The organism is Arthrobacter sp. StoSoilB13 (genome assembly GCF_019977255.1).
Taxonomy (GTDB): domain Bacteria; phylum Actinomycetota; class Actinomycetes; order Actinomycetales; family Micrococcaceae; genus Arthrobacter.
On record NZ_AP024647.1, the window covers coordinates 731,054 to 745,982 of the forward strand.

Here is a 14,929-nt window from a genome sequence, read left to right on the forward strand (position 1 = left end):
TCATGAGTCTTGCCCAGGAGATCAACCGTGTCGTCGCGCCCTTCGAAGTCGTCAGCGACTACAAACCCGCCGGAGACCAGCCGGCGGCAATTGCGGAACTGACGGAACGCATCAAGAACGGCGAGAAGGACGTCGTACTTCTTGGCGCAACGGGCACGGGCAAGAGCGCCACCACTGCGTGGCTCATTGAGCAGGTGCAGCGCCCCACGTTGGTCATGGTTCAAAACAAGACCCTGGCAGCCCAGCTCGCCAACGAGTTCAGGGAACTCCTGCCCAACAATGCGGTGGAGTATTTTGTTTCGTACTACGACTACTACCAACCGGAAGCCTACGTACCCCAGACGGATACGTTCATCGAAAAGGACTCCTCGGTCAATGAGGAAGTTGAGCGCCTTCGGCACTCGGCCACCAATGCACTGCTGACCCGGCGCGATGTCATCGTGGTGGCCACAGTCTCCTGCATTTACGGCTTGGGAACGCCCGAAGAATACATTGCGGGCATGGTGACGCTCACCAAGGGCGCTGAAATGAACCGCGACCACCTCCTTCGCAAGTTCGTTTCCATGCAATACACGCGAAACGACATGGACTTCCACCGCGGCACCTTCCGCGTCCGCGGAGACACCGTAGAGATCATTCCCATGTACGAGGAACTCGCACTCAGAATCGAATTTTTCGGCGATGAAATCGAGAACATCTACACACTGCATCCAGTCACCGGCGAGGTCATCCGCGAGGAAACCGAGATGTACGTCTTCCCGGCTTCCCACTACGTGGCAGGACCGGAACGAATGGGCCGGGCGATCACAGCCATCGAAGACGAACTCGCCGAACGCCTGAAGGTGCTGGAGAGCCAGAACAAGCTGGTGGAAGCCCAGCGCCTGCGGATGCGGACCACCTACGATCTCGAAATGATGCAGCAGATGGGTTTCTGCAACGGCATCGAGAATTACTCCCGGCACATTGATGGCCGCGCCGGCGGTACGGCACCGCACTGCCTGTTGGACTACTTCCCTGACGACTTCCTCCTGGTCATCGACGAGTCCCACGTCACCGTTCCGCAAATCGGCGCTATGTATGAAGGGGACATGTCCCGCAAGCGCACGCTGGTGGACCACGGCTTCCGGCTGCCGTCCGCCATGGACAACCGGCCCTTGAAGTGGGACGAGTTCCTTGAACGCATCGGGCAGACCGTGTACTTGTCGGCCACGCCCGGAAAGTACGAGCTCGGGAAGGCAGACGGCTATGTCCAGCAGATCATCCGGCCCACCGGCCTGATCGACCCCGAAGTGATCGTGAAGCCTACCAAGGGACAGATCGATGACCTCCTCGGCGAAATCCGCCAACGTACTGAACGCGATGAACGTGTCCTGGTCACCACGTTGACCAAGCGGATGGCCGAAGACCTCACGGACTACCTCCTGGGCCATGGCGTCAAGGTCCAGTACCTCCACTCCGACGTCGATACTCTTCGCCGGGTGGAGCTGCTGCGCGAGCTAAGGATGGGAGTCTTTGACGTCTTGGTCGGCATCAACCTCCTGCGTGAAGGCCTGGACCTGCCTGAAGTCTCACTCGTAAGCATCCTGGATGCGGACAAGGAAGGCTTCCTGCGTTCCTCCACCTCCCTGATCCAGACGATTGGCCGTGCCGCTCGAAATGTGTCCGGCCAGGTGCACATGTACGCGGACAGGATCACGGACTCCATGGCCCACGCCATCGAGGAAACCAACCGGCGCCGCGCCATCCAGGTCAAGTACAACACCGACAACGGGGTTGACCCCCAGCCGCTTCGCAAGAAGATCGCTGACATCACGGACCAGTTGGCACGCGAAGACGCCGATACCCAGGAGCTCCTGAACAACAACAGGCTGGCCAAGGGAGCCAAACGTACGTCCGGCGCCAAAGGTGCAGCCACCGTCCGGAAGGACGGGCTGGCCGCAGCTCCAGCGGAAGACCTGGTTGGCCTCATCGAACAACTCACGGAACAGATGCATGGCGCCGCTGCCGAACTGCAATTCGAGGTGGCGGCCCGAATCCGTGACGAAGTGGGGGAGTTGAAGCGGGAATTGCGTCAAATGCAGTCTGCAGGGCACGCCTAAGGTAAGGTTATGGTCACGTAGGGGAGTATCCCAAGCGCTACGTCCGTCAGCACGCAAGGCACAGATGCCTCGCCGGACTTAGTGGGCCGCTGAACGTGCATTCACCGCACTGGCAGGCCGGAGAGACTTACACCGCTTTCCCGTACCCTGCGAAAGGCCCGCATTAATGGAGCTTCCAATCTGGTTTGAGGTCGGCTCGTTTGTCGCCCTCGGAATTATCCTGCTCATCGACCTCCTTCTGGTCGTCAAGCGTCCCCACGAACCAACAATGAAGGAAGCCGGCCTTTGGGTCGCTTTCTACGTTGCCTTGGCCCTGGTCTTTGCCGGTGCCATGTTCTACTTCACTGGCCCCGAATACGGCAGCCAGTTCGTCGCTGGCTGGGTTACGGAATACAGCCTGAGCATCGACAACCTGTTCGTCTTCATCATCATCATGGCCCGCTTCTCGGTGCCGCGGAAATACCAGCAGGAAGTGCTGATGGTTGGCATCATCATCGCACTGGTCCTTCGCGGTATTTTCATCGCCTTGGGCGCGGTAGTCATCGAGCAATTCAGCTGGATCTTCTACATCTTCGGCGCGTTCCTGCTGTGGACTGCCTGGAAGCAGGCCACGGATTCCGGTGAAGACGAAGAAGAAGGTGCCGAAAACCCCCTGGTTGCCCGGCTGCGCAAGGTCCTGCCGATGTCTGAAAAGTTCGACGGCGGCAAGCTCCGGACCACGGTGGACGGCAAGAAGGTCTTCACCCCGATGCTGATCGTCTTCGTGACCATCGGCATGACCGACCTCCTGTTCGCGGTGGACTCCATTCCCGCGATCTTCGGCCTGACCCAGAGTGCCTTCATCGTCTTCACGGCCAACATCTTCGCGCTCATGGGCCTGCGCCAGCTGTACTTCCTGCTGGGCGGACTGATGAGCCGCTTGATCTACTTGAAGCACGCCCTGTCAGTCATTCTTGCCTTCATTGGCGTCAAGCTCGTCCTGCACGCAATGCACGTCAACGAGCTTCCCTTCATCAACAACGGCCACCACATCGAGTGGGCTCCAGAGATTCCCACCTTCGTTTCGTTGGCGGTCATTATCGGCACGATCGTCGTAGCCGTCGTGGCCAGCCTGCTTAGCCCTGCCGCCCGCCAGTCCAAGCTGGACGCGCGGTTGGAAGAAGACGCGAAGAAGAGCTTGAGCGAAGCAGAGTAACCGGACTGTGAAGGTTGTAGTCTCGTGAAGTGACTACCACTTCTACTACGGCGCTGGACCCCCAACGGGTTCAGCGCCGTACTGTTTTCCTGCTCAGCTCGGCCCAGCTCCTAAGTGGAATCGGTAACGGCGCCACGTTATCCATTGGATCGCTCCTGGCCGTGGACCTGTCCGGATCCGAGGCGTGGGCTGGATCGATCACTACTGTGCTGACCCTCGCTGCAGCCCTGACTGCCCTACCGCTGGCACGTCTCGCGGAAGCACGCGGACGCCGGGTTGGCCTCGTCTCCGGTTTGGTCGCTGCCATGATCGGGGCGCTCCTGGTGATGGCATCCGTGGTGGTCGGATCCTTCCCGCTGCTCCTGTTCGCTGCCGGTTTCCTCGGTCTTGGTACAGCCGCCAACCTCCAAGCGAGGTTCGCCGCCGTCGACCTCGCCCACGCTGAGCACCGCGGCAGGTCACTGTCCACTGTTGTTTGGGCCATCACGATTGGGGCTGTCGCGGGGCCGAACCTCATCCAGCCCGGCGCCGCAGTGGGGGCCACATTGGGCCTGCCGCCGATTGCCGGACCGTTTGTCTTCTCGGCCGCAGGGCTGTTCCTGGCGGCGGTGCTGCTGTTTGCCGGTTTGCGGCCCGACCCGCTGCTGCTGGCACGGCGCTTGGTCCAGCAATCCGCAGGCGCCGGGACCCTGCCTGTCAGGGGCACAATCCGTTCCGGCCTGCAGGCTGTTCGTTCCTCGCCCCGGGCCATCCTTGGGCTTGCGGCCGTGGTCGCAGCACACGGCGTCATGGTGGCGATCATGTCCATGACACCCTTGCACCTGCAGCAGCTGGTTGGCGGTTCACATGCCGGCCATCACGGCGGAACAACTGACAGCACGGATGCCCTGGTAGTTATTGGGCTGACCATTTCGCTGCATATCGCCGGCATGTTCGCCCTATCGCCACTCTGGGGTTGGCTGACGGACAAAGCCGGCCCGCATCCAAACCATCGCCATGGGCCACGGGCTTCTGCTGGTCGCAGTGCTGATCGCAGGAATCGGCCAGCAAGAGCCGGTGTTGGTCACCACCGGGCTGATCATCCTTGGCCTTGGCTGGTCCGCCGCGACCATTGCCGGATCCACCCTGCTTGCGGAGAGCGTCGCCGAAGAACAGAGGGTAACCGTGCAGGGCGTTTCCGATACGCTCATGGGCGCGGCGGGTGCCACGGGCGGCGCGACATCCGGACTCGTCCTCGCCTGGCTCGGCTACGAAGGACTGAACATAGCCGCTGGCGTGCTGGCCGCCGTCATGCTGGCCTTAACGGCCGCCACCGCTGCCCGGGTGCGCCGTTCACTCCCCGCATAGGAAGAATCCCTGTGCGGGAACAATCCCTGCGCTGGAAACGGGTGGGTTAGCGGGAACCCCGCACAAGCCCGAAGAGCCGCCTGAAGATGCCTTCGCCGTCTTCCCCTATGCCGTCATGGTGGAAGTCGTCCGTGACCCAGGTTTGAAGCCCACGGACTGCCGCGGCGGTTTCCATTGAGAGGTCATGGTCCACGTAGATATCGTTTTTGTAGACGGCGGCTGCTACTGGAACCTTGTTGACCGCCAACTGCTGGTGGTCGTAGAGGGGACACCAATCCGACTTGGCTGCCAGCAAGTCGGCTACGTCGCGAAGCGGGATTAGTGCCGGATCCTGTTCGAAGTACCAGGGGTAGACCATTTCGCCCGTGAGCAGGGGGGCTTCTGCTTCGGGTTTGAACTCCGGGAATTCTTCCAGCACGCGCCATGCTGCCCAGTCCGTGGCCTGCCCCTGCCCGTAGATCGATTCATGGAGGACCGCGTACAGAGGGTTCCCGGCCCGGCTCACCAGGGTCCGGACTTGCTCAAGGAACACCTCCGACAGGCGTTCGCCCAAAGGCGTTTCGATGAAAGCGTCCTCCAGGAGGTAGTGCAGGGAGTCCACCCGGGTGTTGCCGCCGAGGAACGATCCCACCATCTGGAACCGCTCGGGCGTCAGCCGTTCTCCGCTGGCCAGGAATTCCTCATGCTGCCCGAGGTGGCGGACGATCCTGGTGACAGTTTCGCGGTCTTCCGGATACCAGGCGAAGTACTCCGCGTTCCGCTCCGCCACCCGGCGGAAAGTGGCGCGGTAAACGCGCTCGGCGGGGCCGTGCAGCGGGGCAAGTCCTCCCGTGATGAGAACCTCCCGCAGCCCTTTCGGGGCGAACGACAAATAGGTCAACGCACAGAATCCACCAAAGCTCTGGCCCAGCACCGACCATGGGCCGGAATCCAGGGCATGCCGGATGAACTCGGCGTCAGCCACGATCGAATCGGCCCGGAAGTGCGTCAGGTAGTCAGCCTGGGCTGCGGCGTCACCCCGTAGCTCCAATGACTGCCGCTCCACCGGAGTGGAAAGGCCTGTGCCGCGCTGGTCCAGCATCAGGATCCGAAAATCCTTGGCCGCTGCCTTCATCCAACCTGAGAGGGAAGTGACGCGGTTCCCGCGTCCGCCGGGTCCACCCTGGAGGAACAGCAGCCACGGAAGTTTGGCGGGCCTCCTCCGCGGAGTACTCCGTGGAGGAATACTCCCGCGCGAATACAGTGATCGTTTCGCCGGTCGTCTGGCCGTCCACAGCAGATGTGGCCAAACCGTGGTCCAGGGGGACCGTGAAGTAGTGCTCAGCGGTTCGGAGGCCTCGGAATTCGTGCCGGGCGCGGATGCGGTGTGCGTCGGCCACGGCCTGCAGATCAGCCATGGGCAAGAGCCTTGCTTCCGTTGGTGGCACCTGCCCCGAACGTTTCCAGCGCCTCGCCGGTCAGCCTGAACGTCGACCATTCATCCATGGGGAGGGCGCCAAGGTTCTTATAGAACTTGATGGACGGTTCGTTCCAGTCCAGGACGCTCCATTCCACCCGGGCATAGCCGCGTTCGACGGCGGTCGCGGCCAGATGCTGCAGGAGCGCCTTGCCATGGCCCTCGCCACGCGCTTCCGGAATAACGTAAAGGTCCTCCAGGTAGATGCCGTGGACACCCTCCCACGTTGAGTAGTTCAGGAACCACAGGGCGAAACCTTGCACTGTCCCGGCGGCATTCGCGGCCATGGTGGCGTACACCCGGGGGTTCTCTCCGAAGAGCACCTCGGTCAGGAGCTCCGGGGTGTTCCTGACGGCGTCGGGTTCCTTTTCGTAGATCGCAAGATCGTGGATCATACGCAGGATGGCGGGAACGTCTTCAACGGTGGCAGGGCGGATTACACTCATGCTTCCGAGCTTACTAGGGCCCGGGTCGCCTACCGCCAGCGCAGGGCGGAGGACCCGTACGTGACAGGAGGTTCTTGATAACCAAGGGGAACACCATCCACCGTGATGGGTGGGCCAACGTACCGGAGACGGCCGTAGGGGCTGTCCATCTCGTGGAAATCGGGCTCTGGCAGCTCGACTTCAGTCGCCGTGCCCGTCGAAAGGAGAAGTAACTCTTCCGCTGTCCGGGCCAGCGAAAGCCGGGCCGCTCCGCCACGTCCCGTACCCAGTCGCTGGACCAGCAAAGCGAACACTGCCGCCGCAAGGCCATAACCCGTGGCGTGATCCAGTGCCTGCACCGGTAGCGCCCCAGGCCTCCACCCGCCGTCGCCGGACTGGCCATATCGATCAGCTATCCCGCATGCTGCCTGCACGAGGCTGTCAAAACCTCGTCGCGCCTGCCAGGGACCGCCGTGGCCCCATGCGTCCAAGGCAACCACGACGAGGTCGGCGCGGCGCCGCACCAGCGCGTCGGGGGTCAATCCAAAACGATCCAGCCCGCCGCCGCGATACCCCACCACCACAACGTCTGCCGTCTCCAGGAGGCCCATTACCGCAGCCAGATCTTCGGGATTCCGGAAGTCTGCTTCGGCGCTGTGTTTGTCAAAGCCGGAGTCAATGAAGGCGTCCGTCAGCTCCGGAAGCTGGGGAGGGTCTATCCGGAGGACGTCCGCGCCCAAGGCTCCAAGGAGCCGGGTTGCCACGGGGCCGGCAATGACCCGGGTCAGGTCAAGGACTTTGAGACCTGCCAAAGGACGTTCCGGTTCCGCGGCAGGAACCCACGACGACGGGCGGCTTGCTTCAGCGGATTGTCCCGGTTGATCGAAAGTGATCCACGGCCCCTCACTGGCCGCTTCAAACATAGGGGCGGCTACCCACTCTTCCCTGGTACGGACAGCGGCCGCTACGCCGTCGTTTCCCGCAATAAGGTGTTCGGCTTCCAAAGCCGTCATTGCCAGAAGTGCGCGGTCCACGTCGGCAGGTTCGCTGGCCGAGACCGCTTCCATGAGCCGGGCCGCGTGGTGTGGATAGTTTGCGTGGAGGCGGATCCAGCCATCAGCGGTTTTTCGAAAACCGGACAAGGGAGCGAACCCTTCAGCTTTCCGGCCACCTATGCGCAGGTGCCCCAGGGAATCGAACGCGGCCGCAGTGGGCCCCGCTGCGACAGAATACCGGTGCGTCGTTCCCATCAAGGCATTCAGGGCCGTAGCTGTAGCCTGCACCGCGCCCAAAGCCAGCCCTTCCACGTCCAGTGCAGGAACGCCATCTGCGCAGGGCCACCATCGTCGCGATCCGGTCCAGGGAGCCGCAGGTTGTGCGCTCATTACCTCCAGCGCCCGCAAGCTGCTGCCGAGATCGGGGACGGATTCCATGGGACTTCCTTAAGCCGGTTGAGCTGGACCTGGGAGCCGGTTGGCTTAGAGCCGGTTGACGTTCGTCACGCGAACCACAGCTGTGCCCGTCTCATCGGAAGCCGCGAGATCCACATCGGCTGAGATGCCCCAGTCGTGGTTTCCGGCGGGGTCATCGAAGATCTGGCGGACCCGCCACGTGCCGGGTTCTTCGGTGATGATGAGCAATCCGGGTCCGCGGGCATCAGGTCCCGTGCCGATGTCATCGTGTTCATCGAAGTAGTCGTCCAGAACCTCTTCCCAGCGCTCGGCGTCCCAGCCGGCGTCGGCGTCCAGCTCACCCAGGGCGGCAGAGTCTTCGTCCGCAAACAGCTCCACCCTGCGGAACATTTCGTTCCGGACCATGACCCGGAAAGCCCTGATGTTCGTGGTCAATAGCGGCGGCGGAGGTGGGGGAGCGTCATGCGGCGTTGGCGTGAGCCCTGAGGTGAGCTCCTCCCACTCATCGAGGAGGCTGGAGTCCACTTGCCGGACAAGTTCGCCCAGCCAGGCGATGAGGTCTTCGAGGTCCTCGCGCAGCAAGTCCTGGGGCACAGTCTGCCTGAGTGCACGGAATCCATCCGCCAAGTAGCGCAGGACGATGCCTTCGGAGCGGGCCAGGCCGTAGAACTGCACGAACTCTCCGAAGTTCATGGCACGTTCATACATGTCGCGGATAATTGACTTCGGCGCCAGCTCGAAGTCGCCCACCCATGGTGCAGCCTTTCGGTACACCTCGAAGGCTTCGCCAAGAATCTCCGCCAAGGGCATCGGGTACGTGACTTCATCGAGCATGGCCATCCGCTGCTCATATTCGATGCCATCGGCCTTCATGGCGGCAACCGCCTCGCCACGGGCCTTCTTCTGCTGGGCAGAGAGAATCTGGCGCGGCTTCTCCAACGTGGCCTCGATAACCGAAACAACGTCCAGCGCATACGACGGTGACTCTGGATCCAGCAGTTCCAGCGCGGCAAGCGCAAACGGTGAAAGCGGTTGATTGAGGGCGAAGTTGGCCTGCAAGTGGACCGTCAAGCGGACAGAACGGCCTTCGGATTGTTGTTCCCCTTCCGGAATGCGTTCAACCACACCCGCGGCCAGCAGTTCACGGTAGATGCCCAGCGCTTTCTTCATGAGTTTCAACTGCGCCGGGCGGTTCTCGTGGTTTTCACTGAGCAAGCGCCGGGTTGCCTGGAACGGATCTCCTGGGCGTTCCATGAGGTTGAGGAGCATCGCGTGGGTGACCGTAAAGCTGGAACCCAAAGGCTCCGGAACCGACTCCACCAGCCGTTTAAACGTTGATTCACCCCAGGAAACGAAACCTTCCGGTGGCTTCTTCTTGACCACTTGGCGAAGCTTCTTCTGGTCGTCGCCGAACTTTGCCGTGGCCTTTGCCATGGCCTTGGCATTCTCCACTACGTGATCCGGAGCCTGCACCACCACGGTGCCGGCGGTGTCATACCCTGCGCGTCCCGCGCGGCCGGCAATCTGGTGGAACTCACGTGAGTTGAGCACCCGGGTGCGTACGCCGTCGTATTTACTCAACGCCGTCAACAGAACCGTACGGATGGGAACGTTGATGCCCACGCCCAGCGTGTCCGTGCCGCAGATAACCTTCAGGAGCCCGGCTTGTGCGAGTTGCTCCACCAGGCGGCGGTACTTGGGCAGCATGCCGGCGTGATGGACGCCGATGCCATGGCGGACCAGCCGGTTGAGTGTCTTTCCGAAGCCCGCGGCGAACCGGAAGCCTGCGATGAGCTCAGCGATGCGGTCCTTTTCCTCCCGGCTGCACATGTTGATGCTCATCAGGTTCTGGGCACGCTCGATCGCTTCTGCCTGGCTAAAGTGCACAACGTAGACCGGGACCTGCTTGGTGGAGAGCAGTTCTTCCAGGGTCTCGTGGACCGGAGTGAGGTGGTAGTAGTAATGCAGTGGAATCGGACGCTCGGCAGAGCTAACGGTAGTGGTGGGCCGCCCGGTGAGTTCAGTGAGGCCGGCTTCGAAACGGCTGACGTCGCCCAGCGTCGCGGACATGAGCAGGAACTGGGCCTGCGGCAGTTCAAGCAGGGGAACCTGCCAGGCCCATCCGCGCTGGGGATCGGAGTAGAAGTGGAATTCATCCATGATCACGGTGCCAAGTTCCGCGGAAGCTCCCTCGCGGAGGGCAATATTGGCCAGGATCTCAGCGGTGCAGCAAATTATCGGCGCATCCTGGTTTACGCCGGAGTCACCCGTAATCATGCCAACGTTTTCGGCACCGAAGATGTCGCAGAGGGCGAAGAACTTCTCCGAGACCAAAGCCTTGATGGGAGCGGTGTAGTAACTGCGCTGGCCACGGGCCATGGCCTCGAAGTGGGCTGCAATGGCGACCAGCGATTTACCCGACCCGGTGGGTGTAGCCAGGATGACGTTGGCTCCGGAGGCGAGCTCCATGATGGCTTCGTCCTGGGCAGCGTACAACTGCAAGCCGCGGCCTTCTGTCCACTCAACGAACCGTGTATAGATCTCGTCCGGACCCAACGGGTTGGAGGGGGTGGAACCAGGGAGCTGCTCAAGAAGTTTCATTGGTTTCCAGCTTAGTCCCCGGACGGTTTAGGCTCGCCCCAGCACTGTTGCCCAACGCCAGGAGGCTTATATGAGGTGGGATCCGTCCAAGTATGTGGAGTTCGGCAATCACAGGGACAGGCCGTTCCATGACTTGGTGGCCAGGATCCAGGCTGAATCGCCGCGGAAAGTGGTGGATCTTGGATGCGGCCCCGGCAACCTCACAGCCACACTGGCTGTCCGCTGGCCCGATGCGCGCGTGGTCGGCCTCGATTCCTCCGGCGACATGCTTGCGAAGGCAGATGGAGAGGCCCGGAAATTCGCCAACCTGGAATTCGAGCAGGCAGATATTGCTGGTTGGCAGCCTGACCAGGAGACAGACGTCGTAGTAACCAACGCCGCACTCCAGTGGGTTCCCGGGCACCAGGCCATGCTCGGTCACTGGCTGCGTGCACTTAAACCAGGCGCCTGGTTCGCGCTCCAGGTCCCGGGGAACTTCACATCCCCTTCGCACACCCTGATGAGGGAGCTTGCCGCGTCACCCAAATGGTCCTCCCGCCTTGGCGGCGTCCTTCGGCATGATGGCGTTGTGGGCAGTCCTGCGGACTACCTGGGTATTATGCTCGACGCCGGCTGCGAAGCTGACGCCTGGGAAACCACCTATCAGCAGCTGTTGCCGGGCAAGGACCCCGTCCTTGAGTGGGTGCGCGGCACAGGACTGCGGCCTGTACTGGCAGCGCTGTCTCCTGCAGATGCCGCCGAATTCGAGCAGGAATACTCCGCTTTGCTGCGCGAGGCATATCCGCCTACGGGCCACGGGACGGTGTTCCCGTTCCGTCGTATCTTCGCGGTGGCCCGGAAGGACAAATGAGCCGGCAGGACGTGTTGCCGGACGTAGCAATTAAGTTTCCTGCCGCCCGTGGCTTGTACCCTTTCCGCGTCGCTGGTCTAATTCTCGGCATGGACCATGGACGCTTCATTGAGCAGCAAACGCCCGGATGGCTTCCGGTACCCGGCCGGTTTTCGCGATGACTGCCATGGACGGCTTCCCCGGGAACTGGCGGCCCAACACCAGCAGCGGAGTTGCCCTTTTTGAGCAGCTGAGGCTGCGCATCATCGAACTCGCTGACTCCGGCGTCCTCGCAGTTGGAGCGAAGCTCCCGCCGGTTCGCAACCTGGCGGGTGTGTTGGATGTAGCCCCACATACAGTGGCCCGTGCCTATAAGGAACTGGAGGCTGCCGGCGTCGTCGCCACGAGGGGACGCAACGGCACCATCGTGTGTGCACGGGATGACCGCTGGGGCGCGCTTGCGGAAGTTGCCGCCCAGTATGCTGCTGCGGCAAAGGCCCAAGGAGCCTCATTCGCGGAGGCTGTACAGCTTCTTGCGGCCGCATATGACGCTGATTAGTACCGATCGGTAGCATGTGAGGCACGACATGGAAATTCGAAGAAGTTTTCGATTAGCATTGGTAGGTGCCCAAAGCCTTAGCTGAAGATGCAGCCATCGATGCCCTGAAGAGTGTAGCCGTCGTCCCCGATACCAAGCCCACCAGGCCGGACCTGTCCCGGCTGGTAGTCAAGGGCGCGCGGGAACACAACCTGCGCAATGTAGACCTGGACCTCCCCAGGGATGCGATGATCGTGTTCACGGGCCTTTCAGGCTCGGGCAAGTCCTCCTTGGCATTCGATACGATCTTTGCCGAGGGGCAGCGTCGGTACGTCGAATCGTTGTCCGCCTACGCCCGCCAGTTCCTCGGCCAGGTGGATAAGCCGGATGTGGACTTCATTGAGGGCCTGTCGCCCGCGGTGTCGATCGACCAGAAATCCACCAGCAAGAACCCCCGCTCCACCGTGGGCACCATCACCGAAATTTACGACTACATGCGCCTGCTCTGGGCGCGCGTAGGCCGTCCGCACTGCCCGGTTTGTGGCGAGCCCATCGCCCGGCAAACCCCGCAGCAGATCGTCGACCAGCTGTTGGAACTGGAAAAGGGCACACGATTCCAGGTTCTCGCTCCTGTGGTTCGCGGGCGCAAGGGCGAGTTCGTGGACCTCTTCAAGGAACTCACGGCCAAAGGCTATTCGCGCGCACGGGTGGACGGCGAACTGGTACAGCTCAGCGAGCCGCCCAAGCTTGGCAAGCAGTTCAAGCACACCATCGAGGTGGTAGTGGACCGCTTGGTGGTTAAGGAAGAGATCAGCCAACGGCTCACAGATTCCATTGAAACTGCCTTGGGCTTGGCAGAAGGCCGGGTGCTGATTGAGTTCGTGGACCTTGACGCCGGGGACCCCGCACGTATCCGTGCTTTCTCCGAGAACCTCGCATGCCCCAACGAGCACCCCCTGGCCATTGATGAAATCGAGCCACGCTCTTTTTCGTTCAACAACCCCTTTGGCGCCTGCTCGGCGTGCAGTGGCATCGGAACCAGGCTTGAAGTGGACGAGGAACTGATTGTTCCCAATCCGGAGCTTTCCCTGGCACAAGGCGCCATCGCCCCCTGGTCCTTGGGCACCGCCACCACGGAGTACTGGAACCGCCTCCTGGAGGGCCTGGCCCATGAACTCGGCTTCTCCATGGACACCTCGTGGGAAAAACTCCCCAAGGATGTCCGGAACACCGTGCTGCACGGCAAGGACCACAAGGTTGTGGTCCAGTATCGCAACCGGTTCGGCCGGGAACGCAAGTACAGCACCGGCTTTGAGGGCGCCATCCAATATGTTCACCGCAAACACGGCGAAACTGACTCGGATTGGGCACGGGACAGGTACGAAGAGTACATGCGCCAGATTCCCTGCCCCGAGTGCAACGGTGCCCGGCTCAATCCTGCCTCGTTGTCGGTGTTGATCAATGGGAAGTCGATCGCTGAAGTCGCGGCCCTTCCCATGCGTGAATGTGCGTCGTTCCTGGGCAGCCTGACCCTGACCGACCGCGAGGCACAGATTGCCCACCAGGTCCTGAAGGAAATCCAGGCCCGGTTGACGTTCCTTTTGGACGTGGGACTTGAATACTTGAACCTGGAACGTCCTTCCGGGACCTTGTCCGGCGGTGAAGCCCAACGTATCCGCCTGGCTACGCAAATTGGTTCCGGCCTGGTGGGAGTCCTCTACGTCCTTGACGAACCTTCCATCGGTCTGCACCAGCGCGACAACCGCCGCTTGATCGAGACGCTGACCCGCCTGCGGGATCTCGGCAACACACTGATCGTGGTGGAGCATGACGAGGACACCATCCATGAAGCGGACTGGGTGGTTGACATTGGACCCGGCGCCGGGGAGCACGGCGGGCAAGTGGTCCATTCAGGTACCTACAAGGAGCTCTTGGAAAACAAGGACTCCCTCACTGGCGACTACCTGTCCGGCCGCCGCAAGATCGATGTCCCGGCCAAGCGCCGCAAGTACGACAAAAAACGCGAACTAAAGGTCATCGGTGCCAGGGAAAACAACCTGGACAATGTGGATGCCACGTTCCCCCTGGGGCTCTTCACGGCAGTGACGGGTGTCAGCGGTTCGGGCAAGTCCACGCTGGTGAACGAGATCCTTTACAAGGTCCTCGCCAACAAGCTCAATGGCGCCAAGCAGGTTGCCGGGCGGCACCGGAGCGTGAATGGATTGGAGCACCTGGATAAGGTGGTCCACGTCGATCAGAGCCCCATTGGGCGCACACCCCGCTCCAACCCGGCAACGTACACAGGCGTGTTCGACAACATCCGGAAACTGTTTGCCGAAACCACCGAAGCAAAGGTCCGCGGTTACCAGCCCGGCCGCTTCTCGTTCAACGTCAAGGGCGGCCGCTGCGAAGCGTGCTCCGGAGATGGCACATTGAAGATCGAAATGAACTTCCTGCCTGACGTCTACGTTCCGTGTGAGGTGTGCCATGGCGCCCGTTACAACCGGGAAACCCTTGAAGTGCATTACAAGGGAAAGACCATTGCCGATGTCCTTAACATGCCCATCGAGGAAGGCGCTGAATTCTTTGCTGCCTTCACCCCTATCGCGCGGCATCTGAACACCTTGGTGGACGTGGGACTGGGCTATGTCAGGCTGGGCCAGCCGGCCACAACCCTGTCCGGTGGCGAGGCGCAGCGCGTGAAGTTGGCTGCAGAACTCCAGAAGAGGTCCAACGGACGCAGCATCTATGTTCTGGACGAACCCACTACCGGCCTGCACTTCGAGGACATCCGGAAGCTGCTTATGGTCCTGCAAGGACTGGTGGACAAGGGCAACACCGTGATCACCATTGAGCACAACCTGGACGTCATCAAGTCCGCGGACTGGATTGTGGACCTCGGGCCGAACGGTGGTTCAGGTGGCGGCAAGATCGTCGCAACGGGCACGCCTGAGCAGGTAGCCAAGTCCACTGACAGCCACACCGCAACGTTCCTTGCGGAAATTCTGCGCTAACAGCCCAGATCGC

Annotated in this window: 8 protein-coding genes and 2 pseudogenes; 6 read left to right on the forward strand and 4 right to left on the reverse strand. The window is 61.7% G+C overall.

Annotated elements, in window-relative coordinates; genetic code table 11:
• Positions 1 to 2: 2 nt before the first annotated feature.
• The 3 genes and pseudogenes from uvrB (at position 3) to LDP01_RS03450 (ending at position 4,641) form a co-directional block, all read left to right on the forward strand.
• The gene (gene uvrB, locus LDP01_RS03440) at positions 3 to 2,099 is read left to right on the forward strand and encodes an excinuclease ABC subunit UvrB (protein ID WP_224090213.1); all 2,097 of its coding nucleotides are present in this window, start codon (positions 3 to 5) and stop codon (positions 2,097 to 2,099) included.
• A gap of 166 nt (positions 2,100 to 2,265) precedes the next feature.
• A complete protein-coding gene (locus tag LDP01_RS03445; protein WP_224090214.1) occupies positions 2,266 to 3,294 on the forward strand; it encodes a TerC family protein in 1,029 nt (342 codons plus the stop codon).
• 29 nt (positions 3,295 to 3,323) lie between these two features.
• A pseudogene (locus LDP01_RS03450) lies at positions 3,324 to 4,641 on the forward strand (MFS transporter).
• 46 nt (positions 4,642 to 4,687) lie between these two features.
• Here LDP01_RS03450 and LDP01_RS03455 read toward each other — a convergent pair.
• From LDP01_RS03455 to LDP01_RS03470, 4 genes and pseudogenes are all read right to left on the reverse strand, one after another.
• A pseudogene (locus LDP01_RS03455) lies at positions 4,688 to 6,038 on the reverse strand (alpha/beta fold hydrolase).
• On the reverse strand, positions 6,031 to 6,543 hold the full coding sequence (locus tag LDP01_RS03460; protein WP_224090217.1) for a GNAT family N-acetyltransferase: 513 nt from the start codon (positions 6,541 to 6,543) through the stop codon (positions 6,031 to 6,033). Before LDP01_RS03460 ends, LDP01_RS03455 begins: the two are co-directional and overlap by 8 nt.
• Positions 6,544 to 6,572: 29 nt before the next feature.
• Complete coding sequence (locus LDP01_RS03465; protein WP_224090218.1) at positions 6,573 to 7,955, reverse strand: CoA transferase; 1,383 nt, start codon at positions 7,953 to 7,955, stop codon at positions 6,573 to 6,575.
• A 45-nt stretch (positions 7,956 to 8,000) separates the two neighbouring features.
• On the reverse strand, positions 8,001 to 10,535 hold the full coding sequence (locus LDP01_RS03470; protein ID WP_224090219.1) for a DEAD/DEAH box helicase: 2,535 nt from the start codon (positions 10,533 to 10,535) through the stop codon (positions 8,001 to 8,003).
• A gap of 70 nt (positions 10,536 to 10,605) precedes the next feature.
• On the opposite strand from LDP01_RS03470, the gene LDP01_RS03475 reads away from it, so the two are divergent.
• From LDP01_RS03475 to uvrA, 3 genes are all read left to right on the forward strand, one after another.
• On the forward strand, positions 10,606 to 11,385 hold the full coding sequence (locus LDP01_RS03475) for a trans-aconitate 2-methyltransferase (protein ID WP_224090220.1): 780 nt from the start codon (positions 10,606 to 10,608) through the stop codon (positions 11,383 to 11,385).
• Positions 11,386 to 11,542: 157 nt separating this feature from the next.
• Positions 11,543 to 11,923: a GntR family transcriptional regulator gene (locus LDP01_RS03480; RefSeq protein ID WP_216925843.1), complete on the forward strand. Its 381-nt coding sequence runs from the start codon at positions 11,543 to 11,545 to the stop codon at positions 11,921 to 11,923.
• 65 nt (positions 11,924 to 11,988) lie between these two features.
• Complete coding sequence (gene uvrA, locus LDP01_RS03485) at positions 11,989 to 14,916, forward strand: excinuclease ABC subunit UvrA (RefSeq protein WP_224090221.1); 2,928 nt, start codon at positions 11,989 to 11,991, stop codon at positions 14,914 to 14,916.
• Positions 14,917 to 14,929: the final 13 nt, after the last annotated feature.

Coding starts and splice junctions, on each gene's coding strand:
- LDP01_RS03460 (WP_224090217.1), bottom strand. CDS start 6,543: ATGAGTGTAATCCGCCCTGCCACCGTTGAAGACGTTCCCGCCATCCTG.
- LDP01_RS03445 (WP_224090214.1), top strand. CDS start 2,266: ATGGAGCTTCCAATCTGGTTTGAGGTCGGCTCGTTTGTCGCCCTCGGA.
- LDP01_RS03470 (WP_224090219.1), bottom strand. CDS start 10,535: ATGAAACTTCTTGAGCAGCTCCCTGGTTCCACCCCCTCCAACCCGTTG.
- LDP01_RS03480 (WP_216925843.1), top strand. CDS start 11,543: ATGACTGCCATGGACGGCTTCCCCGGGAACTGGCGGCCCAACACCAGC.
- LDP01_RS03475 (WP_224090220.1), top strand. CDS start 10,606: ATGAGGTGGGATCCGTCCAAGTATGTGGAGTTCGGCAATCACAGGGAC.
- LDP01_RS03465 (WP_224090218.1), bottom strand. CDS start 7,955: ATGGAATCCGTCCCCGATCTCGGCAGCAGCTTGCGGGCGCTGGAGGTA.
- uvrB (WP_224090213.1), top strand. CDS start 3: ATGAGTCTTGCCCAGGAGATCAACCGTGTCGTCGCGCCCTTCGAAGTC.